Origin of the sequence: Amphritea atlantica, from assembly GCF_024347255.1 — a bacterium.
GTDB lineage: Bacteria > Pseudomonadota > Gammaproteobacteria > Pseudomonadales > Balneatricaceae > Amphritea > Amphritea atlantica.
In genome coordinates this window covers 2,127,192-2,153,363 of record NZ_AP025284.1, presented here as the reverse complement: position 1 = coordinate 2,153,363, position 26,172 = coordinate 2,127,192, and the positions used below count along the sequence as shown (strand labels likewise).

27 protein-coding genes are annotated in these 26,172 nt (G+C 51.2%); 15 read left to right on the top strand and 12 right to left on the bottom strand.

Features of this window, described 5'->3' with window-relative positions:
• Positions 1-120 precede the first annotated feature (120 nt).
• Positions 121-1,551 (top strand): M48 family metalloprotease, encoded by a 1,431-nt coding sequence (locus OCU43_RS09865; RefSeq protein WP_091358211.1) that lies wholly within the window; start codon positions 121-123, stop codon positions 1,549-1,551.
• A 78-nt stretch (positions 1,552-1,629) separates the two neighbouring features.
• Positions 1,630-2,235: a CBS domain-containing protein gene (locus OCU43_RS09860; RefSeq protein WP_091358209.1), complete on the top strand. Its 606-nt coding sequence runs from the start codon at positions 1,630-1,632 to the stop codon at positions 2,233-2,235.
• An 85-nt stretch (positions 2,236-2,320) separates the two neighbouring features.
• Here OCU43_RS09860 and OCU43_RS09855 read toward each other — a convergent pair whose 3' ends face one another.
• Positions 2,321-3,955 (bottom strand): acyl-CoA synthetase, encoded by a 1,635-nt coding sequence (locus OCU43_RS09855; protein ID WP_091358207.1) that lies wholly within the window; start codon positions 3,953-3,955, stop codon positions 2,321-2,323.
• 224 nt (positions 3,956-4,179) lie between these two features.
• Here OCU43_RS09855 and OCU43_RS09850 point away from each other — a divergent pair, with 224 nt between their 5' ends.
• Positions 4,180-5,694 (top strand): PAS domain-containing sensor histidine kinase, encoded by a 1,515-nt coding sequence (locus OCU43_RS09850; protein ID WP_091358205.1) that lies wholly within the window; start codon positions 4,180-4,182, stop codon positions 5,692-5,694.
• 9 nt (positions 5,695-5,703) lie between these two features.
• Positions 5,704-6,306: a response regulator transcription factor gene (locus tag OCU43_RS09845; RefSeq protein ID WP_091358202.1), complete on the top strand. Its 603-nt coding sequence runs from the start codon at positions 5,704-5,706 to the stop codon at positions 6,304-6,306.
• 706 nt (positions 6,307-7,012) lie between these two features.
• Here the strand turns inward: OCU43_RS09845 and OCU43_RS09840 are convergent.
• The 8 genes from OCU43_RS09840 to OCU43_RS09805 form a co-directional block, all read right to left on the bottom strand.
• Positions 7,013-7,588, bottom strand: a complete 576-nt coding sequence (locus tag OCU43_RS09840; RefSeq protein WP_091358198.1) for a hypothetical protein — start codon at positions 7,586-7,588, stop codon at positions 7,013-7,015.
• Between the two features lie 140 nt (positions 7,589-7,728).
• On the bottom strand, positions 7,729-8,904 hold the full coding sequence (locus OCU43_RS09835; RefSeq protein ID WP_091358197.1) for a restriction endonuclease: 1,176 nt from the start codon (positions 8,902-8,904) through the stop codon (positions 7,729-7,731).
• Between the two features lie 453 nt (positions 8,905-9,357).
• Complete coding sequence (locus OCU43_RS09830; RefSeq protein WP_091358194.1) at positions 9,358-10,161, bottom strand: alpha/beta fold hydrolase; 804 nt, start codon at positions 10,159-10,161, stop codon at positions 9,358-9,360.
• Positions 10,162-10,163: 2 nt separating this feature from the next.
• The gene (locus tag OCU43_RS09825; RefSeq protein ID WP_091358192.1) at positions 10,164-10,583 is read right to left on the bottom strand and encodes a PaaI family thioesterase; all 420 of its coding nucleotides are present in this window, start codon (positions 10,581-10,583) and stop codon (positions 10,164-10,166) included.
• A gap of 27 nt (positions 10,584-10,610) precedes the next feature.
• Complete coding sequence (locus OCU43_RS09820; RefSeq protein WP_091358190.1) at positions 10,611-11,084, bottom strand: PaaI family thioesterase; 474 nt, start codon at positions 11,082-11,084, stop codon at positions 10,611-10,613.
• Positions 11,085-11,086: 2 nt separating this feature from the next.
• Entirely contained in the window at positions 11,087-12,742 is a 1,656-nt protein-coding gene (locus OCU43_RS09815) for an AMP-binding protein (protein ID WP_091358187.1), read from the bottom strand.
• A 104-nt stretch (positions 12,743-12,846) separates the two neighbouring features.
• Entirely contained in the window at positions 12,847-14,034 is a 1,188-nt protein-coding gene (locus OCU43_RS09810; protein ID WP_245756566.1) for a CaiB/BaiF CoA transferase family protein, read from the bottom strand.
• The gene (locus OCU43_RS09805) at positions 13,994-15,151 is read right to left on the bottom strand and encodes an acyl-CoA dehydrogenase family protein (RefSeq protein ID WP_091358184.1); all 1,158 of its coding nucleotides are present in this window, start codon (positions 15,149-15,151) and stop codon (positions 13,994-13,996) included. Before OCU43_RS09805 ends, OCU43_RS09810 begins: the two co-directional genes overlap by 41 nt.
• Positions 15,152-15,425: 274 nt before the next feature.
• Between OCU43_RS09805 and OCU43_RS09800 the strand changes: the two genes are divergently transcribed.
• The 3 genes from OCU43_RS09800 to OCU43_RS09790 are packed head-to-tail and all read left to right on the top strand — an operon-like array spanning position 15,426 to position 17,324.
• Complete coding sequence (locus OCU43_RS09800) at positions 15,426-15,938, top strand: 2-thiouracil desulfurase family protein (protein ID WP_245756565.1); 513 nt, start codon at positions 15,426-15,428, stop codon at positions 15,936-15,938.
• A 41-nt stretch (positions 15,939-15,979) separates the two neighbouring features.
• Positions 15,980-16,831: a mechanosensitive ion channel family protein gene (locus OCU43_RS09795; protein ID WP_091358182.1), complete on the top strand. Its 852-nt coding sequence runs from the start codon at positions 15,980-15,982 to the stop codon at positions 16,829-16,831.
• A gap of 58 nt (positions 16,832-16,889) precedes the next feature.
• Positions 16,890-17,324: a GFA family protein gene (locus tag OCU43_RS09790; protein WP_091358180.1), complete on the top strand. Its 435-nt coding sequence runs from the start codon at positions 16,890-16,892 to the stop codon at positions 17,322-17,324.
• 84 nt (positions 17,325-17,408) lie between these two features.
• Here the strand turns inward: OCU43_RS09790 and OCU43_RS09785 are convergent, their stop codons facing one another.
• Positions 17,409-17,915 carry a DUF3087 family protein gene (locus OCU43_RS09785; protein WP_091358177.1) on the bottom strand — a complete coding sequence of 169 codons (507 nt, stop codon included), beginning with the start codon at positions 17,913-17,915 and terminating at the stop codon, positions 17,409-17,411.
• A gap of 114 nt (positions 17,916-18,029) precedes the next feature.
• Between OCU43_RS09785 and OCU43_RS09780 the strand changes: the two genes are divergently transcribed.
• The 5 genes from OCU43_RS09780 to OCU43_RS09760 all read left to right on the top strand — a co-directional run bounded on the left by OCU43_RS09780 (position 18,030) and on the right by OCU43_RS09760 (position 23,142).
• The gene (locus tag OCU43_RS09780) at positions 18,030-19,451 is read left to right on the top strand and encodes a hypothetical protein (protein ID WP_091358176.1); all 1,422 of its coding nucleotides are present in this window, start codon (positions 18,030-18,032) and stop codon (positions 19,449-19,451) included.
• Positions 19,452-19,565: 114 nt separating this feature from the next.
• Positions 19,566-21,287 carry a proline--tRNA ligase gene (locus OCU43_RS09775; protein WP_091358173.1) on the top strand — a complete coding sequence of 574 codons (1,722 nt, stop codon included), beginning with the start codon at positions 19,566-19,568 and terminating at the stop codon, positions 21,285-21,287.
• Positions 21,288-21,379: 92 nt separating this feature from the next.
• Positions 21,380-22,108, top strand: a complete 729-nt coding sequence (locus tag OCU43_RS09770; protein ID WP_091358171.1) for a PhnD/SsuA/transferrin family substrate-binding protein — start codon at positions 21,380-21,382, stop codon at positions 22,106-22,108.
• Positions 22,109-22,159: 51 nt separating this feature from the next.
• Complete coding sequence (hmuQ, locus tag OCU43_RS09765; protein ID WP_091358168.1) at positions 22,160-22,462, top strand: heme-degrading protein HmuQ; 303 nt, start codon at positions 22,160-22,162, stop codon at positions 22,460-22,462.
• Positions 22,463-22,569: 107 nt separating this feature from the next.
• Complete coding sequence (locus OCU43_RS09760; RefSeq protein ID WP_091358166.1) at positions 22,570-23,142, top strand: lytic transglycosylase domain-containing protein; 573 nt, start codon at positions 22,570-22,572, stop codon at positions 23,140-23,142.
• On the opposite strand, the gene OCU43_RS09755 is transcribed toward OCU43_RS09760, so the two are convergent.
• A complete protein-coding gene (locus OCU43_RS09755; RefSeq protein ID WP_091358164.1) occupies positions 23,143-23,412 on the bottom strand; it encodes an acylphosphatase in 270 nt (89 codons plus the stop codon).
• 42 nt (positions 23,413-23,454) lie between these two features.
• Positions 23,455-24,672, bottom strand: coding sequence for a virulence factor BrkB family protein (locus tag OCU43_RS09750; RefSeq protein ID WP_091358161.1), 1,218 nt, complete (start codon positions 24,670-24,672; stop codon positions 23,455-23,457).
• Between the two features lie 123 nt (positions 24,673-24,795).
• Between OCU43_RS09750 and arsC the strand changes: the two genes are divergently transcribed.
• From arsC to OCU43_RS09735, 3 genes are read left to right on the top strand one after another with little or no spacing between them, the layout of a single operon-like run.
• Entirely contained in the window at positions 24,796-25,143 is a 348-nt protein-coding gene (arsC, locus tag OCU43_RS09745; protein WP_091358160.1) for an arsenate reductase (glutaredoxin), read from the top strand.
• Positions 25,144-25,740, top strand: coding sequence for an NAD(P)H:quinone oxidoreductase (gene wrbA, locus OCU43_RS09740; RefSeq protein WP_091358157.1), 597 nt, complete (start codon positions 25,144-25,146; stop codon positions 25,738-25,740).
• A gap of 16 nt (positions 25,741-25,756) precedes the next feature.
• A complete protein-coding gene (locus OCU43_RS09735) occupies positions 25,757-26,164 on the top strand; it encodes a DUF2069 domain-containing protein (protein WP_175483521.1) in 408 nt (135 codons plus the stop codon).
• The last annotated feature ends 8 nt before the right edge of the window (positions 26,165-26,172 follow it).

The window sequence follows — 26,172 nt, the reverse complement described above, 5'->3', positions numbered from 1 at the left end:
GGAATTATTCCTGATACAGATAAGAGGCCTGCAATATATACCAAAAAACGGGTTATTATAATCCACAATTACGTTTAACTGCTTTTGCTGCAGTGGAAACTTAGTATAAGGATCAACGATTTGCGAACTGGACTTTCATGTTATCTGCTGGCAGGTATCCTGGCACTCAATCCGGTCACCCCCGTGCAGGCCGATGACCTGCCCGTTATCGCCAGCAGCTCCGGCACCATATCCCTCGAGCAGGAGTTCCAGCTGGGCCGTACCTGGGCACGCCTACTGCGCGGCAGGGCTCCGGAATATGGCGACCCGCTGATCGTAAACTATATTGACAGCCTGTTGTGGCAGATTGCAGCCAACAGTCAGCTACAGGATCACCGGCTCGAACTGATCGTCCTGGATAGTCCGGTTCTCAACGCCTTTGCGGTACCCGGGGGCGTCGTCGGTATCAATGCAGGGTTACTCCTTGGAGCAAAAGATGAGGAGGAGCTGGCATCGGTTATTGCGCATGAGCTGGCTCACCTGTCACAGCGGCACTATGCCCAGCAGCTTGAGGAGAGCCGGCGTAATACGCCCTTGATGCTGGCAGGTATTCTGGCCAGTATTCTGGTTGCCTCGGCTGACCCGCAGGCAGGTATGGCGGGCATCACCTCATCGATGGCCGCAGGCCAGCAGGCCGGTATAAACTTTACCCGCCGCAACGAGCAGGAAGCTGACCGTATCGGCATGCTCAACCTGGTTAACGCAGGTTATGATCCCCACGCGATGCCGCGTATGTTTTCCCGGATTCAGCGCTCAAGCCGCTTCCTGGGCCAGAAACCCCCGGAGTTTCTGCTCACCCATCCGGTCACAGAATCACGTATAGCGGATGCCGAAAACCGAGCCAGCCAGCTTCCAAGCCCAGCTTTCAAGCCTCAGCGCTACGATTTTCAACTGATCAAAAAACGTGTTGAGGTGCATTATGCCAGCGACCTCCGGCAACTGATCAAGACCTATCAGGAGAGTGCCAGCAGTAACCCAATGAGCCGATACGGTCTGGCACTGGCACTGTTAAAGAACAGGGACTATAAACAGGCGCAACAAGCCCTCGACGGCCTCCCGGACTCTATAGGACAACACCTTTATATCCGTCTGAGTTATGCGGAACTGGAACTGGCAGCAGGGGAGCACGAGAAAGCTTTACAACGACTGGAGCTATTAAACAAACTCTACCCCGACAGCTATCCGGTTCGTCAGCTGTACGCCAAAGCACTCAGGGCCAATAATCAGTTTAAAAAATCAGCCCGGATTCTCACTGACCTGAGCCAGAAATACCCCACCAACAGCTATATCTGGTATGAACTGGCTGAGACTCAGGGACTGGCCGGCTATACTCTGGGAGTGCACGAAGCCCGTATAGAATATTTTCTGCTCACCGGCGCAACCGATAAAGCGCTACGGCAGATAGACTTTGCCCTGCGGGAGAAAGAACTGACCAGCAGTGATATCGCCCGGCTTGAACAGCGTAAAAAAGAAGCTGAAGCGATAAGGGATCAGATTAAAAACTCGCTGTGAACCTGCACTGACTGATCTGAACCAGGTTGCACCCCGTAAACCCGGTTAGATAATCAGAGTTGGTGGTAGAGGAATCCTATGTTCTCAGTATACAGCCCCAACGGGCGGGCCTTCCACGATACGCTGGAAGCGCTGTACCGGGCCAGATCCGGAACGCAGAACCGCAGTACAGATGAACAACTCAAGCGGCAAAGCGACACTGCTCACAGGATCACACCTAAAGCTCTGGATGCTTATCGGCAACTGATCCATGCTCAACCGAAAGATGAACTGCACCACCTCTATGAGGTGATGAGCGATGCATTTACAAACCTGCCTGCAGAGCAACCCGCCTATCAGGCACTTCTGGCGATACAGCAAAGTCCTTTTAATGAGTTACCCGTAGTCAATGCTCAGAACTGTATTATCGGGATGATCTCCTACGACTCAATCATCGGTCATCTGATCGAGACGGGCGAAGCACTGGGATTACTGAAAATTTCCACTGTCAGAGACTATCTCTCTGGCGATGTGATCACGGCAGAGCCTGTCACCAGTATCCGCCGGGCGGCCCAGGTGATGGATCATTATGATCTTGAAACACTTCCGGTAGTCGACAACTATGGCACAACCATTGGCATTGTCACCGCCAGGAGCATCGTTTCAGCGGTCGCGAATGACCCTCCGCTAAGTGTCTGGAGTTGATCACCCTGTTGGCGCAGAAATGAAATAGAGACCCGAAGGTCTCTTTAAACGTTATTAGCTTTATGCAACAGCAACGGTGATATTACTACTCATCAGAGTTGGCTTTATCACGCAAGACAAACTTCTGAATTTTACCGGTTGAGGTTTTAGGGAGCGGACCAAAAACAACTTTTTTCGGTGCTTTGAAATTGGCCATATTTTCACGACAGAAATCGATAATCTCCTGTTCTGACACTTCAGCCCCCTCCTTCAGACTGACAAAGGCACAGGGCACCTCCCCCCACTTTTCATCGTCACGGGCAACGACCGCCGCTTCCATCACACTGCTGTTACGGTACAGAACATCCTCCACCTCAATGGAGGAGATATTCTCGCCACCGGAAATAATAATATCCTTGGAACGGTCTTTAATCTCGATATACCCATCGGGATGCCACACCGCCAGGTCGCCGGAATGGAACCAGCCGCCGGCAAAGCTCTCTTCCGTAGTGGAGGGATTTTTCAGATAACCTTTCATCACCAGATTCCCGCGCATAAAGATCTCGCCCATGGTCAGACCATCCTGAGGCACCGGCTCCAGCGTCACCGGATCGGCAACCATCAGACCATCCAGCATCGGGGCACGAACCCCCTGTCGGGATTTCAAACGGGCGATCTCATCATCGGTACGATCATTCCACTCCTGATGCCATTCACACACCACCGACGGGCCATAGGTCTCTGTCAGCCCATAGACATGGGTAACCGTAAAGCCCATCTTCTCCATCCCCTGTATCACCGCAGCCGGCGGTGCTGCCCCCGCCGTCATCACTTTAACCGCGTGACTGATTCCCGCTTTCATCTCATCCGGCGCGTTATTCAGCATATTCAGCACAATCGGTGCACCACAGAAATGATTCACCTTCTCCTGTTTGATCGCGGCGTAGATGTCATCGGCGCGCACATGTCGCAGGCAGACACTGACTCCGGCAGATGCCGCCAGGCTCCAGGGAAAACACCAGCCATTACAATGGAACATCGGCAGGGTCCAGAGGTAAACCGGATGATGCCCCATATCCCAGCAGACAATATTACTCATCGCATTAAGATAGGCACCACGATGATGGTAAACCACCCCTTTCGGATTGCCGGTGGTTCCAGAGGTGTAGTTCAGACTAATGGCGTTCCATTCATCATCCGGCATCTGCCAGTCAAATGCAGGGTCCCCGGTCGCGATAAAGGCTTCATAGTCACAACTACCGATCAGCGTTCCACCCTCATAATAGGGATCATCGATATCGATCACTAATGGTTTATGGGGGATCATTTTCAGAGCTTTACTGATGACCTCAGAGAACTCACGATCAACCATCACGACCTTAGCTTCACCGTGTTGCAGGATAAAAGCGAGCGCTTCAGCATCTAAACGTACATTCAGTGCATTCAGCACTGCGCCACACATCGGCACCCCGAAATGGGCTTCGAACAGTTCCGGCAGATTGGGCGCCATTACCGCCACGGTATCCCCCTCACCTATCCCCTTCTGACTCAGCGCACTGGCAAGCTGACGGCAACGGCTATAGGTTTCTGCCCAGGTGCGGCGGGTTTGCTGATGCACCACCGCCAGGTGATTTGGATAGACCCAGGCGGAGCGTTCAAGAAAACTTAACGGACTCATCGCTGAGAAATTGGCGCTGTTTTTGTCCAGCCCGAACTGATACGGATTAGAATGTGTCGACATAGTCATTAGCCCTGAAGAATACCGCGTCACGTTCAGCCAGCAGGCGCAGTATTATAATTTTTTAAAACCGCTACGAAATACTCACAGCCTAGGGTTTACCCTGATTGCATCGGATATAATACGTAATTACCCTGACTAAACAAGTTAGTCTTAAGTCAAAAGCAGAGCAGACTCAACAGCGGATAATATTTTTTTAGGGGTTTATCCCTTATCAGCGAGCAACAATGAGTATAGAACAAGAACTGAAAGCGATCAGTGAAATGGATGAGGGAGAGCGCTCCCGCTTTCTGGTAGAGCAGTCCACCGATATGATCTCCCGCCACACGCCAACACCGGAATGGACATTTCTCGATGTCAGCCCGGCGGTTGAGCGAATGCTCGGCTACACCGTCGAAGAGATGATCGGCACCGCAGGCTATGATCTGTTTCACCCGGAAGATGCTGATAACCTGATCAAACGCTCAGACTCAGTACGTTACCGTAAAGGGATGTATACCAATGTGTTCCGTTATAAACATAAGAATGGTCACTATATCTGGCTGGAAACCACCAGCCGCACCCTGCGTGACGCTGATGGCAAACCGATCGAAGTGGTTTGTGTCTCCCGTGATGTCACAGAACAGACGCTAGCGCAGCAAGCGACCCGCCGGCTGGCACGGGTGGTAGAAGCGTCCTCCGATATGATCATGTTCTGCAACCATAAAACCATGCAACTGACCTACATGAACGAGGCCACCTACATCACCCTCGGTACCGAAAAAGAGAACCCGATGGTGTTCTATCTGGAGCAGATGTTTGAACCGAGGATCTTTGCCACGCTGGTGCAGGACGCCCTGAGTCATGCTGCGGCTCATGGCACCTGGTATGGCAGTATCAAAATGCAACTGCCGTCCGGACGGGACCGCACCGCAGAGATCCGCGAGGTTATCGCCCACCGCAATCTTAACGATGATATGCAGGTGGAGTATTACTCGATCATAGGTCGGGATATCACCCTGCGCCGCAAAGCCGAAGAGGAGATGAAACGCAATCAGCTGGAGATGGCTCATATCGCCCGCCTGCTCTCCGTGGGTGAGATGGCGTCAGGACTGGCCCATGAGATCAACCAGCCGCTGGCCGCTATCCTCAATTATTGCCGGGGCTCGATGCGCCGTATTGATGAGGGGCGAATCACCACCGTCGAAGAGATTGGCAAATCGATGGAACTGATCACCCGACAGGCCAAACGGGCAGCAGAGATCGTTAAGCGGATGCGCAGTTTTGTTAAAAAAACCGAATACCAGCGAATGGAGTTCTCGCTCAATGAAAGCTGCCAGGAGATCGCCGAATTCCTCAAACAGGAAGCGCTGGACCACAACACAACGTTTCAATTTGAACTGGAACATGGAGAGCTGCCGATTCTGGCGGATAAAATTCAGATCGAACAGGTTCTGGTCAATCTGATTCGCAACGCAATCGAAGCGTATAACGACTGTGAAAAAACTCATCGGCCCGTTATCATAAGCACCCGTAAGGCAAAAGATTACATCTATATTTCAGTTGCAGATCATGCCAATGGCATTAGCGCAGAGATATTAAGCAAACTGTTTGAACCGTTCTTCACCTCAAAATCGACCGGACTTGGCATGGGACTATCGATTTCGAGAACGATCATCGAGGCACACGGCGGTCAGCTGTGGGCAGAAAGTGACGGTCAGACAGGCACTCAGTTCTATATTAAACTTCCAGCGAAGGGCTAGTGGGTAAACATGAGCAGACACAACGGTACCGTTTTTATTGTTGATGACGATGATGACTTTCGCGATTCGATGCAATGGTTATTGGAAAGTGACGATCTGCCGGTTCAGAGCTTCTCCTCAGCCCGGGACTTTCTCAGCAATTACAAAGGCGATAAGGGCTGCATGCTATTGGATGTCCGTATGCCTGAAATCAATGGTCTGGCACTCCAGCAGATCATGCTGGAACGGGATATCCGCCTGCCTATCGTCGTACTCAGCGGCCATGGTGATATTCCGATGGCGGTCACCGCGATGAAAAACGGTGCCATCGATTTCCTGGAAAAACCGTTCGACGATGAAGTGCTGATCCCACTGGTGCAGAATGCGCTGAAAAAAGCCGATGAGATGTTCGCCGACCGGCAGCAGCAGGAGCAGGTTCGAAAACTTTATGACAGCCTGAGCCGCCGTGAACGGGAGGTGATGGCGCTGGTTGTCAGCGGCAAAGCCAACCGCGAGATCGCCGAAGAGCTGGGCATCAGTCCAAAAACCGTTGAAGTGCACCGCTCCCGGGTGATGAGTAAAATGCGGGCAGAAAGCCTGCCGGAACTGGTAAATCAGTCAGCTCAGCTGTAACGCTGGGCGATTGTTTGGTTCTCTCTGGGCGCCGTTAGACGTTATTCGTGGGGATACCACAGGCTTTGACCCGTTTAGCTTTCATTAATGGGTTGCCTCCATGTACCAAACGAAACAGGCAAAAATTATGACGATCACAACGAATGAATACATTACAACTTTGTATATTTGGTTCATTGATCTAGTTTTTTCTTCTACCATAAATCTTCGGTGTTGATCTAGATTTATTGAAGCGGTCACAACGTGATCTTCATTTTCTAACAGTTTCATCGCTTCGTCATATTGTTTCTCATACAATATAAATATATTGTATTTTCTAGCAGGATAGATAAAACCGAAGTTTCTAGCTGAATCTTCGTTACCCACGTGGAACGCAATTCCATTGGATTCAAGTAATATTCTCAGTGAATGAAGTTCATTCACATCTATAACTTCAGTTAGTAGTTTCATAGGTTTTGTTCAATTTATGTATAACACCAAATATACGACAGTGCGTTCGGGGAAATACGACAAGTTGTCGTATATCACCGCTGACAATCAAAAATCCCGGGGGCGGGTCTTAAGTTTTGCACGAGAGTTAATCCAATTTTCTTAACCTGCAAAATGCAAGGCCTACCCCAATTTCCCTGTCTCGCATCTCCCCTCGTTCTGATCAGAGTAATTAAAGTGCTTTAACCCCTTTAGCTTTTTACGTTTAACGCCATTGTTATACGTTTTTAACCACGCTAATAACTTTTTTCTCAAGATCTCTAGCTGAGATAATTAGATTTTCTATTTTCTCCAGATACAAAGAAGCCATTTCTTCATCTTGAGTAATACCTGATTGGTATTTGTGTTTGAATACCTCTCTAACGTCCAGAACTTTTCCATTCTCTTCAACAATGTCTTTAATGTGTACTGAAAGTTCAGGAAAATACATATCTGCAATCATATGAATTCTTTCCGGGTCGTAATCCCTCTTTTCGCTGGATTCTAAAGTCATATCCAAAGCCTTCTCGTACTCGAACTGTCCTTTCATGACCCTAAGATATGGAAAGTGATCTGAAATCATTCGACTACAAAACTTCTTGATGCTTACATAAAGTTCTTCTGCTCTTTCACGTTCAATTTCATCTTGGCGTAACCTACGGTCATGTTCATGTTGTGCAGTCAGACGTCTCATGTTTTCTCTATTTGTATACGAAACGCCAATATATGCAATTCCAGAAGTAACTATAGCAGTAGCTAAAGCACTCCACGCAGTTGCTGGTATTGATTTCATTAACTCTAAAATTGACTCCATAACCTTAACTCTTGTTTACGTATAACGCCCCAATCACCGGGCCAGCGGAGTGGAGTTATTTTTGTGGTACAAGGGAGCGTAGCGACACCACAAAAATAGCGCAACGTAGCTGGCTCCGCGTGCATTGGATTGTTAGCTCTTTAACTCGCAACCACCACGACAATTTGTGGGTCAAACCAGCTTTCGACCATCTCTTTGTGATGTTTATTAGGAAGAATCAATCTTAGCTTCTTCCCATGAGGTAACCTAGAAACCACTTTACTGAGATACATATATAAAGAGCTCATCATGAAATCCTTCCGAGATATATGAAGTGTATAGACTTTACATTCGCTGTGAAACTGCTGCGATTCTCCCGCTGTTTCAGCTTCTGCTCTTCCTATGAACTGAAAATCCGAAAAAGAAATCAGACAGGGATCAGGCTTAACTCGAATAATTGGATTATTGAAATTTAATGAAATCACATTGTTTGAATGAACAACATTAAATTCATAAGATGCATCTAATTCATCTTTATATTGGTTTATGAAGTAGCTTATGTACTTCAAACCTTGCATATCAATTCCCGTATTTATATTTCCTGACTCAGCAATAGGATTAAACTTTTCTCCATTTTCTTTTATTTGAATAGATTTTGAGAATATTTTAATCTCAAGCTTCCTTGCTTGACCATGCCTAAAGGAATTTGAAGCAACCTCCAATACAAAATCCCGAACCTCATGCCTGAATTCAGGTAACATTTCCCCACGCATATCATCAACTTCAAACAGTGCCGCGATCTTTTGTTCGTGATCATTACTTAATGGAATGGTAAAGTTGAGCGAATCGTGTGTTCTATATAAGTTTGGGCTAACAAAAATTTCAGGATAAAATTTCCTGAGTAAAGCAGGATAATCTTGAACTTTTTCAGATATGTCAGGCCAGCTCCAAGTCGAAACAGTAAACCCACCTGCGTTAACGTTTTCAGCATTAATAGCTCGAGTAAATGCTTGTATATTTGCGTCTCTATTTCCTGTTGTAGCCAAAATAAATTTACTGATGGCTGGCTTAAATGAAATGGCTTTCGCAATTTCTTCTCTCAGCTCAGCCTCCGAGACATTTCTCTCAAGGTAATTATCTTTTCCTTTGCATTGAATCCCTACCAATTCTCGACTTCCATTTCTATGATCATAGCCATAGACATCAACACCGTTTTGAGATTGACCTCTACGACCATGCATTTTTGCTTCTGGATCTGACAACAGCTCTATCCATAACCCATGACAAAGCTGTTCAAATTCATCCCAATCCTGTGGGGGCAGTAATTGATTCGTCATTTTTATCTCTTATGAAGCTAACAGCTAAATATACGACAGTGCGTTCGGGGAAATACGACAAGTTGTCGTATATGACCGTTGCGAATCAGATTAGAAAAACCAGATAACCCTCTGAATGCTATTGAATTCAATAAAGGTTCTACTTTGTAAAAACACGACAGTTTGTCGTATATGTGCAGAAAGACGACAGAGTGACCGTTAATAAGATTCATTCTTGTTCTTAATCCCTGGTTCTGTTTTGCTTAATTCCTTATACCCCAATACTCACACAGAAAATAACGTTATGGAATAGGGTTTGTAAAAAACAGTGGGAGGTCACATATGTCGTGAAGCGCCCCAGCAGCGGGCGCAGCTTTACAGTCTTAGTAAGCTTTACAGTCTTAGTAAGCTTTACAGTGTTAGTAAGCTTTAGAGGATTAATAGGCTTTAGCGCTTCAACGATCTCGATCTGGCCTATATCTTCAGCGCTTCAATAAACCGCTGCATCGATTTCAATGTAGCTTGTTGTGCCTGCAGATGGGGCACATGGCCGCAGTTCGGCAGAAACAGCGCTTCGGCGCTCTCCCCTATACCACTGACAATATCTTCCACTTGCGACCGTTCGCCGTATTGATCATCCTCTCCCTGCATAATCAGCGCCGGGCAGTGAATCTCTTTCAGCCAGCCGGTCAGATCCAGTGGCTTGAACCGCGGCCGTAGCCAGGTTTCATGCCAGGCGCGAAACAGCAGATCGGTGCGATCACCATGATAACGGGCTAACCGCGTCGGCAGATCGGTACTGTTGTACAGTTCAACGGCTTCATGGATGCCCGCCGTCGTGAGCGGGTCGATACGGATATGGGCCGCTTCAGTGATAATGGCGACCACCCTGTCCTGCAGACAAGCCGCACCTATCAGTGCAATGGATCCGCCGTCACTGTGTCCCACCAGCACCACCTGATCCAGTCCGGCAGCATCCAGCACCGGTTTAAGCCAATCCCGCCCCTCCTGCTCAAGATAGTCATCTGGCCGGGGGAGCGTAATCGGTGATGAACGACCATAACCCCGACGTTCATAAACAAAAATATCGAGACCGGTTTCATCGGCCAGCTGCTGCGGAAAATCCTTCCACATATCGATATGGCCCAGCGCCTCATGCAACAGCACCAGTGTAGGCCTGTCCCAGCCTTCGTTATGGTGATGCTGGCCATGCAGGGCAAAGATCTCGGTTCCATCATTGAGGGTCAGCAGCCGTTCCTGCCATCGGATCTCATCCATGATCAACGCTCCGCAGGTATGGAGTAGGTCAGCGTGGTATGGGCGACTAACTCGTCGCAACCTTCAGAGCGAATCCACACCTCACCTACCGCCAGTCGTTTACCGACCTTCATCAGGCTACAACGGGCCAGAAGATCGCGACCGGCCTCAGGTTTGCTCATGAAATTGATATTCAGATTGGTGGTGACTGCCAGTGCCACAGGACCGATCTGCCCCAGCAGTGCGGCATACATACAGACATCTGCCAGCGCCATCATCGAGGGGCCGGACACCGTGCCACCGGGACGCAGATGATCATCAGCCACCGGCAGTTTCATCTCCGCCCAGCTATCCCCCAACCCGGTTAGCACACCAAACTTTTCACCCTGAGGAAAGTGCTCAGCCAGAAAGCGGTTCATCTGCTCAATGGTCATTACCGGCATAGAAAAAATCCCCTTGTTATTATTGTTTTATGTTTGTTTCGCAGTCTCCACTACCGCCAGCGTCACAGTGGCTTTTGATACCAGCTCTGCCCGTTCGCCCGCGTGAGAGTATATTTCAGATTCTGCGATGATCAGACTGCCCCCGGGCTTCAATACCCAGGCGCGGCAGCTTAATCGTTCTCCCCTGGCGGCCCGTAACAGGTTTATTTTAAACTCAGCGGTCAGCACAATCTGGCCCGCCGCCAGTAACGTTGCCCCGGCTGTACCGGCGGAGTGATCCGCCAGAGTTGCTTGCACCCCGGCATGTACATAGCCGTCCTGCTGCAGATGTTTTTCCTGCAGTAGCAGTTCAGTTTCACAGCGCCCCGCTTCAAAACTCACCAGTTTAAAGCCGAGTTCCCTGACAAAGGGCGCCTGGTAAAAGACCCGCTCTACCTCCGCCGCAAAGCCCGGGTTTCTTACCCGGTACTCCGTCGGCAGAGCGTGACGCTCAACCGTCATTGTTATAAACCATCCGCTTCATCTTTGGCCCGGTTGCGCAGAATAAACCGCTGAATCTTGCCGCTTGGCGTTTTTGGCAGTTCCGCCATAAATTCGATCTCCCGCGGGAACGCGTGGGTCGATAAGCGACTGCGAACATGGTTCTTTAACTCTGTGGCCAGCTCATCACTGGGATCATACTGTGATTTGAGCACCACATAGGCTTTGATAATCGCGCCCCGCTCCTGATCCGGTTTACCGATCACGCCACTTTCAGCAACAGCCTCATGCTCCAGCAGGGTGCTCTCGACATCCGAAGGCCCGACACGGTAGCCCGCCGTAGTGATGATATCGTCATCCCGGCCATTGAAAGAGTAACTGCCATCGCCGTGGCTGATGACAACATCACCGGTGAGATAGTATTTGCCCCGGAATGGATTTTTCTCTCCCCAGGTGTATCCCGGAAAGAAGAACAGCGGAGACTTCTCCATATCCACCGCCAGCTCACCGATCTGCCCCTCGCCCAGCTCATTCAGATCATTATCCAGCGCAACCACCCGATGCCCCGGCATAGAGAAGCCCATTGAGCCCACTCTCACAATCCGCTGTTCAAGATCATGGTGGTTGCAGGCGGTCATGCCGGTTTCAGTCTGACCATAATGATCCATCACCGGACAACCCAGACGCCGCTCCACCCAGCCGATAACTTCCGGGTTAAGCGGTTCGCCGGCACTGCTGGCCAGGCGCAGCTCAAAACGGTCATCGGCGGTCAGCAGACTATCGTTTGCCATCAACAGACGGTACGCCGTTGGTGCCGCCGCAAGATTGGTTATTCTGTATTTACGCAGCATGGCGTAAGTGGTTTCCGGCGTGAAGGCGTTTTCATTGAAGTGGGTGGTGTTGCCCAGCAATAAAGGACCGACGACCGCATAGTACAAGCCGTAGGCCCAACCCGGATCGGCTACATTCCAGTAACGGTCTTCAGGATGCAGGCCGATGGCATAACGCATATAGACATAAAACGACAACAGCGCCCGGGCAGGCACGGCCACCCCTTTGGCTTTGCCCACAGTACCCGAGGTAAACATCTGCAAAAATGGATCATCAGCGCCAATTCGCACAGGTTCAAAAACAGATTCCTGCTCGTTAAGCTCAGTTTCAAAGTCGGCAAGTTCAGCATACTTTGCCTCTGCGCCATCACGATTGAACAGCAGAATCGGTGGACAGCCATTAACCGCATCAAGCTTGCCAATATTATCGGGATCAGTCACTAACAGCTTGGTGTCTGCCTGGCTGACACGGTACTCTATCGCGCCACTGCCAAAGGCGGTAAACAGCGGCTGATAAACGGCTCCGGCCCGCAGGACGCCTAATACAACGACCAGTAGTTCAGGTGTTCTTGGCATAAGGCAGGCTACCCGATCACCCTTGCCTATCCCTCTGGACGCCAGCAGATTAGCAAACTGTGCAGCCCTTCGCTGAAGCTCAGCGAAGGTATGACTGGAGGCGGGCCGACTGGCCCCTTCGTAGTTTAGCGCCACCCGGGACGGGTCTTCTGCCCAGCGATCACAGATCTCTTCACAGACATTAAATCCCTGTTTCAGATCACCGATCAGCTGTGCTTCAATCATGGACGGAGTAAAGGAATCGTAGAATTCCTGATAGTTAGCAATAGTCATTATCTGCCTCGTTATTATGTTTATTAAGGCCCTGCGGAGGTGTAGTACAACCGACCTCATGTCGCAGGTTCTTCCCTTTATTTGCACTCTGAAATCATTTCTGTCTAATCAAACAAACCGCTCTCTCTGAGGGTTTCAATTTCGCCCGGGCTATATCCCAGCTGTATCATTATCTGTTCTGCCTGTTCACCACACCGGGGCGCCGATCTGATCGGTTGACGCTCAAACCCTAAAGCCGAGCCGAGCTGCCGCTCGCCATTATCTCGGGTGACAATCATCTGCCGGGCAATAAACTGGGGGTGCTGTGCCGCTTCAGAAACGGTTAACACCGGCTCCACGCAGATATCCAGTGCCGCCAGTTGCTCGCACCAGCTGTTGAGATCACGATGAATAAATTTCTGTTGCAACAGCGTCTTGAACTGGCGCTCTTCCAAAGGTGGGTTATCCTGGATATTCATCGCCTGTGCCAGCCGCTGACGAAACTGAGGTTCGAGACTGCCGACCGATATGTAGCGATCATCGGCGGTGCGATAGTAGTCATAGACGCCAGCACCGTTGAGAAAGTTACCTTCCGGTTCCGGGTCTTTACCGCCATTCAGCGCAGCGGGCACCATCAGCGCCTGTAACGCCAGGGTATTGTCAGCCATAGAGATATCCAGATAACATCCCTCTCCACTGCTCTGACGACCGATCACCGCGGCCAGTATCGAAATCACCGCGGGGTGTGAGCCGGCAGCGACATCTGCCACCTGCAACCCCATCGGAGCGGGCCCCTGAGATTTGCGTCCCATATGGCTGGCAGCCCCTGACAACGCCAGATAGTTAATATCGTGACCTGCCCGGTCGCGATAAGGTCCCGTCTGACCATAGCCGGTAATGGAGCAATAGATCAGTTGCGGATTGACCTGTCTGAGGGTTTCATAATCCAGCCCCAGCCGCGCCATCACCCCAGGGCGAAACTGTTCGATGAGAATATCGTATTCGCCCACCAACTCACTTATTACTTTCACAGCTTCGGGGTGTTTAAGGTTCAGCGCCAGCGACTGTTTACCCCGGTTAAGATAACCGAAGGCTGCTGACTGACCATCAATCTGTGGCGGCATACCGCGCACCAGATCATGTCGCGATGCTGACTCAACCCGCAGAATATCAGCGCCCAGATCCGCCAGTAACATACTGGCATAGGGCCCCGGCAACAGCGTTGACAGGTCAAGCACCTTCAGACCTTTCAATGGCGTTTTCAAACCGATCTCAACCTGCAGCCTGAAGAATTTCACGGGCGATAATGACACGCTGAATCTCACTGGTGCCCTCATAAATTGAGGTGATCCGGACATCCCGGCTCATTCGCTCCAGTGGGTACTCCTGCATGTAACCATACCCGCCCAACAGCTGCAGGGCTGTGTAACAGGCCTGATTCGCTTTTTCACTGGCAAACAGTTTTGCCATGGAGGCCTCTTTGGCAAAACTCATGCCCCGCTGTTTACGGTCGGCGGCACTCATCAGCAGTAACCGGGCGGCTTCAAGTTCGGTCATCCGGTCAGCAATCATCCATTGCAGCCCCTGAAAGTCAGCGATCGGCTTACCAAACTGCTGCCGCTCTCTGGTATAGGCTATTGCGTACTCCATCGCCGCCAGCCCCACACCCAGTGCCAGAGAACCGATACCAATACGTCCTCCGGCCAGTTCAGCCACGGCGATGCGAAAGCCATCATTGAGTTTGCCCAGAATGGCACTATCCGGTACTTCGCACTGATCAAAATGCACTTCATTGGTCGCTGAACCGTGCTGTCCCATCTTTTTCTCTGCCGGACCGACAGTGATACCGGCGGCATCGGCAGGCACCAGAAAGCAGGTAATCCCCTTACCCTTCCGGGCATCAGGATCGGTCACTGCCCAGACCACATATACGCCGGCAAATTCAGCACTGGTGATCCACTGTTTAGTACCGCTGATTGCCCAGCCATTCTCGGTTTTCACCGCTTTGGTGCGCATCGCAGCTGGATCCGATCCAGCCCCGGCTTCAGTAAGACAAAAGCTACCGCTCAGATATTCGCCACTGCATATTTTCGGCAGATAATGCTGTTTCTGCTCTTCACTACCGACCACCTGTATCACCTCAGCAACCATATTGGTTACCGACATGGTTACCGCCGTTGATGCGCAGGCCCTGGCGATCTCAGTTACGGCAATACTGAAAGCCACCGCTCCCGCGTCAGTGCCTCCAAATTGAGCATCGATATTCAGCCCCATAAAGCCAAGTTCAGCCAGTTGTTTACAGTGAGCGGTGAGAATATTTCGATCTTTGGTTTGATCCAGCTGCTCAGCAACAGGTGCCAGCTCACTTTCCGCAAAGCGGCGCGCGGCATCCTGAATCATCTGCTGCTCTTCGGTAAGATTCAGATCCATCGGGTATTCCTGGTTTTAACTATCAGTGCCCCGCCCTGAATATTCACAACAGGGCTCAAATAAGGGATTTCCCCTAAGTATATACCCTAAACACATCCAATTCGTAAACAGTAAATTGAAAAAAAATCCGCTTTAAATCTCTGAATTGAACCGGTGAGACTGCCTCAGATCATACAATTGTCACCTTTAAGCGTTAGTTTAATTGTCATAAGCGTTTTAACTGTTAGAATCCGCTCCGTCATACACTGTCACACATAAGCAATGCGCAATCTGAATGATGAATAAGAAAAATAAAATACTAATCAGTGCGTGTCTGTTAGGTTGCAAGGTCCGTTACGACGGCAGAGACAACCTGATAGATAACGATTTCATCCGCCACTTACAGCAGCAAGGACGTCTTATACCGGTCTGCCCGGAACAGGAAGGCGGACTTCCAACCCCACGTGCTGCCGCAGAAATTCAGGATAAATTTCCCCTGCGAATTACCAGTACTGATGGTGAAGATGTCACTCCACAGTTTCTCTCAGGCGCTGAAAAAACGCTGGAGATAGCTCAGCGGGAAGGCTGCTGCTGCGCTTTGCTTAAATCCCGCAGCCCTTCATGCGGTAATCTCGAAGTTTACGATGGCAACTTCACCGGCACGCTGAAAGCAGGTTCCGGCGCAACGGCTGATGAACTTATGCGAAACGGATTTCCGGTCTACAATGAGAGACAGCTCGATCAGTTGATCGAATTTATTGAGTTGCTGGATGGCTGCGAGCCCGATACCCAACGCCGCGCCAGCTAGTTGCCTCTGAAGCAGAGGCTACCAATATAGGAGACCCGTCCATGATCAAGGACGAGCTGGCTACTCTGACACAATTTTATACCCTGATTATCGATTTCTTCGTTAACTACAGCTTTCAGGTGATCGGGGCGATTATCATTCTGATCATAGGCCTGATCATCGCCCGCTGGGTTGGCAAACTGACGCTCAGGGTTTGCCTGCGTCACAATGTTGACGTCACCCTCAGTAATTTCATCAGCAGTACCGTTAAACTGCTGCTGATCGCGATGGTTGCCGTGATCTGTCTGGGCAAGTTTGGCATCAGTGTCGCCCCCTTTATCGCCGCTATCGGCGCGGTCTCCCTCAGTATTGGTCTGGCGCTACAGGGGGTTTTCTCCAACTATGGAGCAGGTTTTACCATTATCCTCACCCGCCCGTTTGTTGTGGGCAACACGATCCGCTGTAACGATGTCTGCGGTGTTGTTGAAGAGATCCGCCTGGCCTATACCCAGCTGTCAACTGAGGATGGTGAAATTATCACTATCCCCAACAAGCACATAGTCGGCGAAGTACTGATCAACTCATTCGAAAACACCCTTGTGGAAGGTGCCATAGGGATCAGTTACTCCGCCAGCCCCGACCGAGCGATCGAACTGACCCGTCAGCAACTGCTTAACCATCCCTCAATCGTCAAAGACCCGGCTCCTCAGGTGGGTATCGCCAGCTTCGGTGACTCATCCGTGAATATTGCCTATCGCTACTGGGTGCCAACCAAACAGCAGTTCGAGTTACAGTTTCAGATCAACGGCGCAGTCTACCAGGCATTCAGAGAGGCCGGAGTGGAGATTCCATTCCCACAACGGGAGGTGACGCTGAAAACACCCCGGCCTGAGGAAGAACCCAAATTATTCTAAGTATAAACACCCCTCTGCAGCATAATAACAATTAACACAATCACAGAATGGAACAGCTATGAGTATGACAGACACAACCGAGCCGACCATCCACGGCAGTTGCCTGTGCGGTGCCGTGAGTTACCAGTTCAGCGGCGCCCCCCGGGGCTTTCAATACTGCCACTGCTCCCGCTGCCAGAAAGCATCTGGCAGTGCTCACGGTGCCTTCATGTTTGTCGCACCAGAGCAGTTCAGCTGGCTTAGCGGAGCGGAGCTGGTGACCCGCTATGAAGTCCCTGACGCTCAGTTTTATGCATCATGCTTCTGTAGCCGCTGTGGTTCATCGCTGCCCTGGGAGGTTAAAGGTGCCAACAATATTGCCATTCCGGCAGGCTCGCTGGATGATGATCCGGGAGTCCGGCCGCGTCGCAATATATTCTTCGACTACCGCGCCTGCTGGTTCGAGCCGAGCAGCGAACTGGCGTGTTTTCCTGAAGGCCCCGGGCGCAAATAAACAGCTATTCGCGCAGATAACAGACAGCCAATAAAAAAGGCCCACCGGGCCTTTTTCTTTGAACCGTTTTGAACCGTTTTTCAATCAATATTTATCCAGCATCTCTGGCCGGAACTCGTCGGTCGTCACGCTATAACCATGCTCCTCAATGGTCTGCTGTAACTCTCTCATCGAGCGGTGCAGATCTTCCATTGTGATAGTATTGTTGTCCAGATTATAGAGCTGCTCAGAACCGTTATAACTCCAGTTCATGATCACCATTGCATCCCGGTCACCGGTTTCAATCGCGGCCTTAACCTTTTTCTGTTTACGATAAATTTTATTGAGCATCTGTTTCAGATCCCAGACATAGATCACTTCGTACATATACTCATGATCACGGTAACGGCGCAGGAGTGAAACCACCACAACCGCAGCAACCACAACACCCGCCACATTCAGCCAGAAATTACTGCCATCCTGATTACCCATCAGTTGGATCAGGAGAGTAGAGACGGATAACGCTATCACTGCAAGCAGTATCACCACACCGACCATGATCTGTTTATAATGTTTGCTATAACGCTCTTTGTTAATCTGTTTCAGCTGCATGTTATTTTTTACCCGAAGAATGATTGGCGCGATTATAGTCTCTCGCGGGAGTAGCACCAAGGCAGCAGATCAACAATCTTGCACCCCACGGGCAAATACCTGAAGAGAGTAAAAATGTATAAGGCTATCCTGATTCCTCTGGTTGTCCTGCTGATTAATGGCTGCAGCCAGAGCCTGCGCCCCCTGCCACCGCAATCCGGGGCCGCTGAGCACTGCGCTGCAGCACTGACCTCGTTGCAACAACTCAGCCTAAGTTACAGCGGAATGCAACAGGGAGAGCGGGTTGCCAAAGCCCCCTGGCTGCGCAGTAACAGACTGGTGGATTATTATCGCCAGACCGATCTCAACGAAACGCAATTAGCCGATCTGCTTAACCTGATGTCACAGCTGGCTGTGACCAGCCTTAATAATGAAGCCAGGCTGATCCCGGCTTCCCAGCTGCAGGAATGGCAGCAACGCTTTGACATTAACGACGCCAGCCGCTTTATCGATCATTGCAGCCAGACACTGGTGCAGCAACAGTTGCAGTCCCCCGATAAAACCCGTCGCTGGCTACGCAGCCTGCCCGAAGACGACGACTATCAGCCGCTGGCCAGAGTTGCCGGCATCTACCCAATCACCGCACTACTGTTTAAGCAGGGCGTCATACGGGAACATAACCGGCTATACCAGCAACCGGAAACACTTCAAGACAGCCAATGGACAACCTATACCGCCGCAACAGTATCGACAACCGCACCCGATATGGATTCAGTCACCTATAACAGTCTGGGCATGCCCCGCCTGCCCCCGGCGCTGCAACAGTCACTGCTTGAATACCACGCACCACTATGGCGACTGCCTGACCATCAGCCGGTTAACCGCCCGGGCACCCCCTACTGGGCAGAGGGAGAACTTCAGGTAAACTCGCAACCAGTCAGCTTTACCTATATCAGTTACGGAATCCATCACAGCCAGATTACCCTGCAACTGAACTATCTGATCTGGTTTCCTGAGCGCCCGGCTGAAAACAGCTTCGATCTGGTTGCCGGACAGCACGATGCCGTACTGTTTCGGGTGCACCTGAGACCTTCCGGAGAGATTCTGGCCTATGACAGCATCCATCTTTGTGGCTGCTGGTACACGCTGATTCTGCCAACCGGGACACGCTATTCCGACCATCAGGAGCTCTATCATGAGCCCACCTTTGTATTGCACACCGACAGAGGTCGACAGCAGATTTCGCTGACGGCTGACTCTCATCTGCTTATCGCCAGCCAGAAAAGCGATCAGCCTCCGCCTGTCAGCACAGAGTATCAACTGCAACCATTTACCCGCCTGATGCAGCTGAAGACCGGGGATAAATACCGCTCCGTATTTAACCGGCAAGGTTTTGTAAGTGGCTCTGAGCGACTGGAACGCTGGCTATTCTGGCCCATGGGAATCTCTAACCCAGGAGCCCTCAGGCGCCCCGGAGACCATGCGATCCGTTTTATTGGCCATCTCCACTTTGATGACCCTCAGATTCTGGAAAAGCTCGGCGTCGACAGCGATTAACCCGGTTTCAGCGGGTTTTCTGCTTTTTCCTTCTCCACGACTCTTGTCCCGGACGGACGGGCCACATACAATGTTCGGCTAAATTATCTATTCGATTTCAGGTTTATAAAATCTATGCGAGCCAGCCAATTTCTGATTGCCACACTGAAAGAAACTCCCTCTGATGCTGAAGTTATCAGCCACCAGCTTATGCTGCGGTCAGGTATGGTCCGTAAAGTGGCCGCTGGCCTGTACAACTGGCTGCCAACCGGCCTGCGGACCCTGCGCAAAGTTGAACGGATTGTGCGCGAAGAGATGGACAAATCCGGTGCCCAGGAAGTGCTGATGCCAGCGATACAGCCGGCTGAACTGTGGCAGGAATCTGGCCGCTGGGAAAAATATGGTCCAGAACTGCTACGTTTGCACGACCGTCATAACCGTGAATTCTGCGTTGGCCCAACCCATGAAGAGGTGATCACCGATCTGGTTCGCAACGAGATTCACAGCTATAAGCAGTTGCCTGCGAACTTCTACCAGATTCAGACCAAGTTCCGGGATGAGGTGCGGCCACGCTTCGGCATTATGCGTTCACGTGAATTTATTATGAAGGATGCCTACTCCTTCCACTGCAACCTGGAATCGCTGCAACAGACCTACGATCTGATGCACCAGACCTACTGCAAAATCTTTGACCGTATCGGACTGGACTACCGTCCGGTACTGGCAGATAACGGCTCGATTGGCGGTAACTCCTCCCACGAATTCCATGTTCTGGCGGATTCCGGTGAAGATGATATCGCTTTTTCCGACAGCAGCGACTTCGCCGCCAATATCGAGAAAGCGGAAGCGGTAGCACCAGCAGGTGAACGCGCAGCCCCCACTGAAGAGATGACCCTGGTGGATACACCAAACGCCAAGACCATCGCTCAGCTGGTTGAGCAGCATGGTCTGCCGATTGAAAAAACCATTAAGACCCTGTTTGTTAAAGCCTCCGATGAGTGTGATGCTGACTTTGTTGCCTTGCTGGTGCGTGGTGATCACGACCTCAATGAGATCAAAGCAGAAAAACTGCCGCAGGTTGCAGCACCTCTGGAGATGGCCGATGAAGCGGCGATCAAGAGTCTGATCGGTGCCGGCCCCGGCTCCCTGGGCCCTGTCAATCTGCCAATTCCCTGCATCGTTGACCGCACTGTTGCAGTGATGTCTGACTTTGGTGCCGGTGCTAATATTGAGGGCAAACACTATTTCGGTATCAACTGGGATCGCGATGTTGCCCTGCCAGAAGTGGCAGACCTGCGCAACGTTGTCGAAGGTGACCCAAGCCCCTGCGGCAAGGGTAAAATCGTTATCCGTCGCGGCATCGAAGTAGGCCACATTTTCCAGCTGGGTCAGCAGTACGCCAAAGCGCTGAACGCCACCGTTCTCGATGAAAATGGTAAAGCGGTCACGATGGATATGGGCTGCTACGGTATCGGTGTTACCCGTGTAGTGGCTGCCGCTATCGAGCAGAACTACGATGACAACGGCATTATCTGGCCAGAAGCAATTGCCCCCTTCAGTATCGCCCTGGTAGCGCTGAAGTATGAAAAGTCCGAAGCGGTGCGTGAACAGGCTGACAAACTGTATGAGACCCTGACTCAGGCGGGCTACGACGTTATTCTGGATGACCGGGCTAAAGTGAGTCCCGGGGTTAAGATGGCGGATATGGAGCTGATGGGCATCCCTCACCGCATCGTCATCTCAGATCGCGGCCTTGAAGCGGGCACGCTGGAATATAAAGGCCGCCGGGATGCAGAAAAGCAGGAGATCCCACTGGCCGAGCTCAGCGCTTTCATTGAGCGTAGCGTGGCCCGATAAAATCTCACAGCAGGCCTCTGGCCTGCTTTTTTTTGCGCCAGTGAAACTGTGTACCACTGTACGCTTAACCCAACCTGCCGCGGTATCTGGTTATGGATAACATCCGGCTTCTGACGCCCCCCAATGATACCGCCCGGGATTCTGAGCGCTGGTACGAATTTGCCATCTATCTGAGTCGTCAGTGCGGTGATACCGTTACCCCCCTGATCACCACCACAGCAGAGGAGTTTCAACAACAGCTCTGCGATGCCGGGATGGTCTATTGCGCCCCTGAGCAAATCCCCTCCCTGATACGCGACCATCGCTTTATTCCACTGATGCAGCCTGTTGATGTGTATGAAGAGGTAGTTATTGCGTCAGGACCTGCTGCCTCAGAACATCGACTAAGCGCCATTCAGGGCTGCTCGCTGGGAGGCATCAAAGGCTCCTTTGCTAACCGGCTTGGGCTTACCACACTGAAGCAGAAACAGATCCAGCCCGGCTCCATGGCATATGCCGAAAACTGGCTGCAACTACTCAAAGCAGTACAACAGGGACAGCAGCCCTACGCCCTGCTGAGTAAAAACTTTATCGACCAGTTGTCAGAACTCAGCCTGACATCGGTCAACCTTCTGGCCCGCAGCCACCTGCGCAAAGCATTTCCCTTGTTGATGGTGGCACCGCAGCTAAAACCCCGGATAAACGGTTTACGGGAGATACTCGAAAGAATGGCTGATGATCCGAAGGGAGCGGCTGTTGTTGAAAAACTGAATAACCAGGGCTGGAAAAAACCCTCACAGCAAAGCATTATAAACATGGTTAAATTACTGCGTGGCAAGTAGCACCCGCTCATTTACCACTCAGTTCACTGACAGATCAGGAGTCCGACTCAGATGTATATCGCAATGAACCGTTTCAGAATAAAGCCAGGCCACGAGCAGGATTTTATCGAAATCTGGAAAAACCGTGACAGCCACCTCGAATCGGTACCGGGCTTTGTCTCGTTTAATTTGCTGCAGGGCGAAACGAAAGAGGATCACACACTGATGTCATCCCATGCGGTATGGCAGGATAAAGCAGCCTTTGAAGGCTGGCTTAAATCCGATGCTTTCAAAAAAGCTCATGCCAACGCCGGTACCCGCAGGGATATCTATCTGGGACCGCCTCAGTTTGAAGGCTTTGAAACCGTACTCTGAGCGAGGCAGCGTCGGTTTCCGAGCCGTGCTGAGAAAGCGACTTAATTAATCACTTTACATTGACTGATTAATGGATTGATTAATAGATTGTTTAATCTGAATTTTGAATGGTTATAAATTTACCTGTGCGACTGACAACCACCCTTTTACTCTTGCTGCTATCATGGCCATCACTGGCAGCAACCCAGGAAGTCGATCCCCAGCTGCGGGAGGCACTTAAGCAGGCATTTGCGCAAAGCAGTAGTTTTGAAGACCGTTTTGCCGCAGAGGTCTGGCTCACCGACATGTCCGGTCGCACCAAACGCTACGTCAGCAATGAACTGGAGCGCATTGAGATTCTCAGAACCGTTCATGCTGAAGCTCAGCGGGTTGAATTACCCGTCTCGTTACTGCTGGGTGTGATACATACCGAAAGCCGTTTCAACCGCTTTGCGGTATCGGTGGTAGGTGCTCAGGGACTGATGCAGGTAATGCCTTTCTGGAAAAAAGAGATCGGCCGCAACGATGACAACCTGACCAACATCCAGACCAATCTGCGCTATGGAGCCACAATTCTGAAATACTACCTGGATCGCTCCAAAGGCAATCTGACGGAAGCGCTGGCACGCTACAATGGCAGCTACGGTAAGGTCTGGTATCCGGAAAAAGTTTACCGTAATCAGCGCCGTTACGAAGACTGATTAGCGAATCACAAAATCGCTATAGCTCTCCTCAGCTTCGACCCGGCTGGCTTTTACTTCGGCGACACAAGCCAGCTCGGGGCCGATACTAAGCCAGGACTCCAGTTGCATCAGACCATGCTCGTTGCCACAGGCCATCACCTCAACCCGCCCATCATCGAGGTTTCGCACCCAGCCGGTTAAACCGTTAGCCTGCGCCACCTCCAGCGTCGACTGGCGAAACCATACCCCCTGCACACGACCACTCACCCAGGCATGTAAACACTGCATATAAACAATTCCCAAAGATTAAGTTAATTCGACGGGCGCCACTTATTCGTTAAATAGCGCTTCCAGTGTCAGGCCCAGTTGCTCTTGCCGCGCCTCACTGAGGTTTTTTAACCGCTGATTCAGCTGATTCTGCCAGCCACTGGCAACTTCTGCAGCAGCACTCTCAGGCAACGGCCAGGGCAGCAACTGATTCAACTGGTCCAGGGTAAAGTTACCCATATCCCGGGCCAGCAGATAACCACCCTGCTCGGTGCGACTGATCACCGATGCCTCCAGCAAGATAATGTTATAACTGTCCCAGTCACTCTGTTCAAGCCCTTCAACCTGCTGCAGCAACTGTCGGTCAGCCAGCACCTCGCCCTTCTGTTGAGCCTGCCAGAGCCGTTGCAGAATAGAGACCATGGTATGCAGATGAGAGTAGTGCCTGCCACGCCGGTGATCGCGATAGACAGTCAGTGCCCGGCTCAGCTCGGCGCCCAACAGAATGATTGTCCAGGAGATAAAGATCCAGGCAAGGAACAGGGGTACCGCAGCAAAGGCACCATAGATCAGCTCATAGGAGGGAAACTGGGTGACAAAAAACGCAAACGCCCGCTTTGCGGTTTCAAACAGTATAGCCACCACCAGACCACCGATCACCGCATTACGCAGCGGCACCTTACAGTTAGGTACAGCGGCATAGAGCAGAGTAAACGCCGCAGCAGACATCACCAGCGGCAGAATCGCCAGTAAACGTGCACGCCCCACCAGCTCGGTGGCGCTGGTAAACAGCGAGAGTGAGGCGAGATAGGAACTCACCAGAAGCCCCACACCGATCAGTATCGGTCCAAGACTCAGGACTGCCCAGTAGAGGAGAAAACTGGACATCCCTTTACGGGGTTCGCTGACCCGCCAGATACGGTTGAGTGCGGCCTCAATATTTTTCATCATCATAATCGATGTAATAAACAGAAAGATCAGACCAACAGCCGTGAGCTTACTCGCCTGGGCAGCAAAATCACTAAGATACTCCTGCACCACCGCCCCGGTGGCAGGGACAAAATTTTCGAAAATCCAGCCCTGCAGTTGCTCACCTGCCCCCTGAAACGAGGGGATGGCAGCAAGCATGGCATAGGACACTGTCATCAGAGGGACCACCGCAAACAGTGTGGTATAGGTCAGTGCCGAGGCGTTAAGCACCCCCTGATTATGAACAAACTGGCGTACAAGGTAGCGAATAAAATGCCAGACTCCCCGCAGGGAGAACAGATGATCACTCATCACAACGATCCTGTGTCGATGAATTAAACGGATATAATACCCTGCTGCTCTTTTGGCTGGTAGCCAAGCTGTATACAATATCGCACTTACTATCTATTTGCCGTTACAAACAGGATATGTTCCATGACTGTTGAAATCTATCACAATCCACGCTGTTCAAAATCCCGTGCGACCCTGGCGTTGCTGGAAGAAAACAATATCACCCCTGAGGTGCGACTCTATCTGGAAAACCCGCCCACCGCAGAGCAACTCTCCGGAGTGATTGCACAGCTGGGTATCCCCCCCCGGGAACTGTTGCGCAAAGGGGAAGATGAATATAAAGAGAATAACCTTAAAGACACCTCCCTGAGCGACCAGCAGATTATCGATCTGATGGTGCAGTTTCCCCGCCTGATTGAGCGTCCCATCGTCATCAGTAATGGTCAGGCGCGCATCGGTCGTCCACCGGAATCGGTGCTGGAGATTATCTGAGTGGCAGACCCTTACGTTCTGGTGCTCTACTACAGTCGTCATGGCGCAACCCGCGCCATGGCCTCTCAGATCGCCCGCGGTATCGAACAGTGCGGCATAGAAGCCCGTCTGCGAACCGTACCAGCGATCTCGGCGAATTGTGAAGCCACCGAAGAGAGTATCCCGGCAACCGGCGACCTGTACTGCACAGAGGAGGACCTGAAGAACTGTTCCGGTCTTGCGCTGGGCAGCCCAACCCGTTTTGGCAACATGGCCGCACCGCTGAAATACTTTATCGATTCCACCAGCAGCCTCTGGCTCAGTGGCTCACTGATCGATAAACCTGCGGCAGTGTTCAGCTCCAGCTCCAGCCTGCATGGTGGTCAGGAAAGCACACTACTCACCATGATGCTGCCGTTGCTTCACCACGGCATGGTGATCTGCGGCCTGCCCTATAGCGAGCCTGAGCTGATCAAGACCCTCAGTGGCGGAACGCCTTATGGGGCCACCCATCTGGCGGGTCAGTTCAGCGACCAGCCACTGGATGAGACTGAAGCCGCGCTCTGCCTTGCACAGGGCAAACGACTGGGCCACCTGGCCCTTCAGCTACATGATTAACACTCAGGATCAAACGATGTACGACACCCTCACAAAAAAGGTGGCGATCAGTCGCGCTGCCACCCTGTTCAGCTATTTCGGACTGATTCTGCTATTAACAGCATGGCATCTGTTGCTGTCACCGCCTGATAACGCCAACCCTTATAGTATCTGGGCATTCCAGACGGTGCCGTTGCTGCTGTTTTATCCGGTTATTCTGAAAAAACATCTGCGCGGTCATATCTGGCTCTGCTTTTTTATCACCGTTTACTTTATGCACTCGGTCACACTGGCTATGTCGGCACACAGCAGCGCCACGCTGGCACTGGCTGAAACCCTGCTGGTGGCGAGTCTCTTCATTGCCGCTATGATGTTTGCCCGCTGGCAGAGTCAGTTGAACAAGCTGCGCAACAGCGCCTCCCAGTCGCCCTCGGCAGACAATTAAGCTCAGGA

Coding starts and splice junctions, on each gene's coding strand:
- OCU43_RS09825 (WP_091358192.1), bottom strand. CDS start 10,583: ATGCCGGTAATGACCATTGAGCAGATGAACCGCTTTCTGGCTGAGCAC.
- OCU43_RS09760 (WP_091358166.1), top strand. CDS start 22,570: ATGGTTATAAATTTACCTGTGCGACTGACAACCACCCTTTTACTCTTG.
- OCU43_RS09830 (WP_091358194.1), bottom strand. CDS start 10,161: ATGGATGAGATCCGATGGCAGGAACGGCTGCTGACCCTCAATGATGGA.
- OCU43_RS09770 (WP_091358171.1), top strand. CDS start 21,380: ATGGATAACATCCGGCTTCTGACGCCCCCCAATGATACCGCCCGGGAT.
- OCU43_RS09860 (WP_091358209.1), top strand. CDS start 1,630: ATGTTCTCAGTATACAGCCCCAACGGGCGGGCCTTCCACGATACGCTG.
- OCU43_RS09795 (WP_091358182.1), top strand. CDS start 15,980: ATGATCAAGGACGAGCTGGCTACTCTGACACAATTTTATACCCTGATT.
- OCU43_RS09750 (WP_091358161.1), bottom strand. CDS start 24,672: ATGAGTGATCATCTGTTCTCCCTGCGGGGAGTCTGGCATTTTATTCGC.
- OCU43_RS09780 (WP_091358176.1), top strand. CDS start 18,030: ATGTATAAGGCTATCCTGATTCCTCTGGTTGTCCTGCTGATTAATGGC.
- hmuQ (WP_091358168.1), top strand. CDS start 22,160: ATGTATATCGCAATGAACCGTTTCAGAATAAAGCCAGGCCACGAGCAG.
- OCU43_RS09785 (WP_091358177.1), bottom strand. CDS start 17,915: ATGCAGCTGAAACAGATTAACAAAGAGCGTTATAGCAAACATTATAAA.
- OCU43_RS09845 (WP_091358202.1), top strand. CDS start 5,704: ATGAGCAGACACAACGGTACCGTTTTTATTGTTGATGACGATGATGAC.
- OCU43_RS09820 (WP_091358190.1), bottom strand. CDS start 11,084: ATGACGGTTGAGCGTCACGCTCTGCCGACGGAGTACCGGGTAAGAAAC.
- OCU43_RS09855 (WP_091358207.1), bottom strand. CDS start 3,955: ATGTCGACACATTCTAATCCGTATCAGTTCGGGCTGGACAAAAACAGC.
- OCU43_RS09805 (WP_091358184.1), bottom strand. CDS start 15,151: ATGGATCTGAATCTTACCGAAGAGCAGCAGATGATTCAGGATGCCGCG.
- OCU43_RS09800 (WP_245756565.1), top strand. CDS start 15,426: ATGATGAATAAGAAAAATAAAATACTAATCAGTGCGTGTCTGTTAGGT.
- OCU43_RS09815 (WP_091358187.1), bottom strand. CDS start 12,742: ATGACTATTGCTAACTATCAGGAATTCTACGATTCCTTTACTCCGTCC.
- OCU43_RS09790 (WP_091358180.1), top strand. CDS start 16,890: ATGAGTATGACAGACACAACCGAGCCGACCATCCACGGCAGTTGCCTG.
- OCU43_RS09840 (WP_091358198.1), bottom strand. CDS start 7,588: ATGGAGTCAATTTTAGAGTTAATGAAATCAATACCAGCAACTGCGTGG.
- OCU43_RS09775 (WP_091358173.1), top strand. CDS start 19,566: ATGCGAGCCAGCCAATTTCTGATTGCCACACTGAAAGAAACTCCCTCT.
- OCU43_RS09850 (WP_091358205.1), top strand. CDS start 4,180: ATGAGTATAGAACAAGAACTGAAAGCGATCAGTGAAATGGATGAGGGA.
- OCU43_RS09735 (WP_175483521.1), top strand. CDS start 25,757: ATGTACGACACCCTCACAAAAAAGGTGGCGATCAGTCGCGCTGCCACC.
- arsC (WP_091358160.1), top strand. CDS start 24,796: ATGACTGTTGAAATCTATCACAATCCACGCTGTTCAAAATCCCGTGCG.
- OCU43_RS09755 (WP_091358164.1), bottom strand. CDS start 23,412: ATGCAGTGTTTACATGCCTGGGTGAGTGGTCGTGTGCAGGGGGTATGG.
- OCU43_RS09835 (WP_091358197.1), bottom strand. CDS start 8,904: ATGACGAATCAATTACTGCCCCCACAGGATTGGGATGAATTTGAACAG.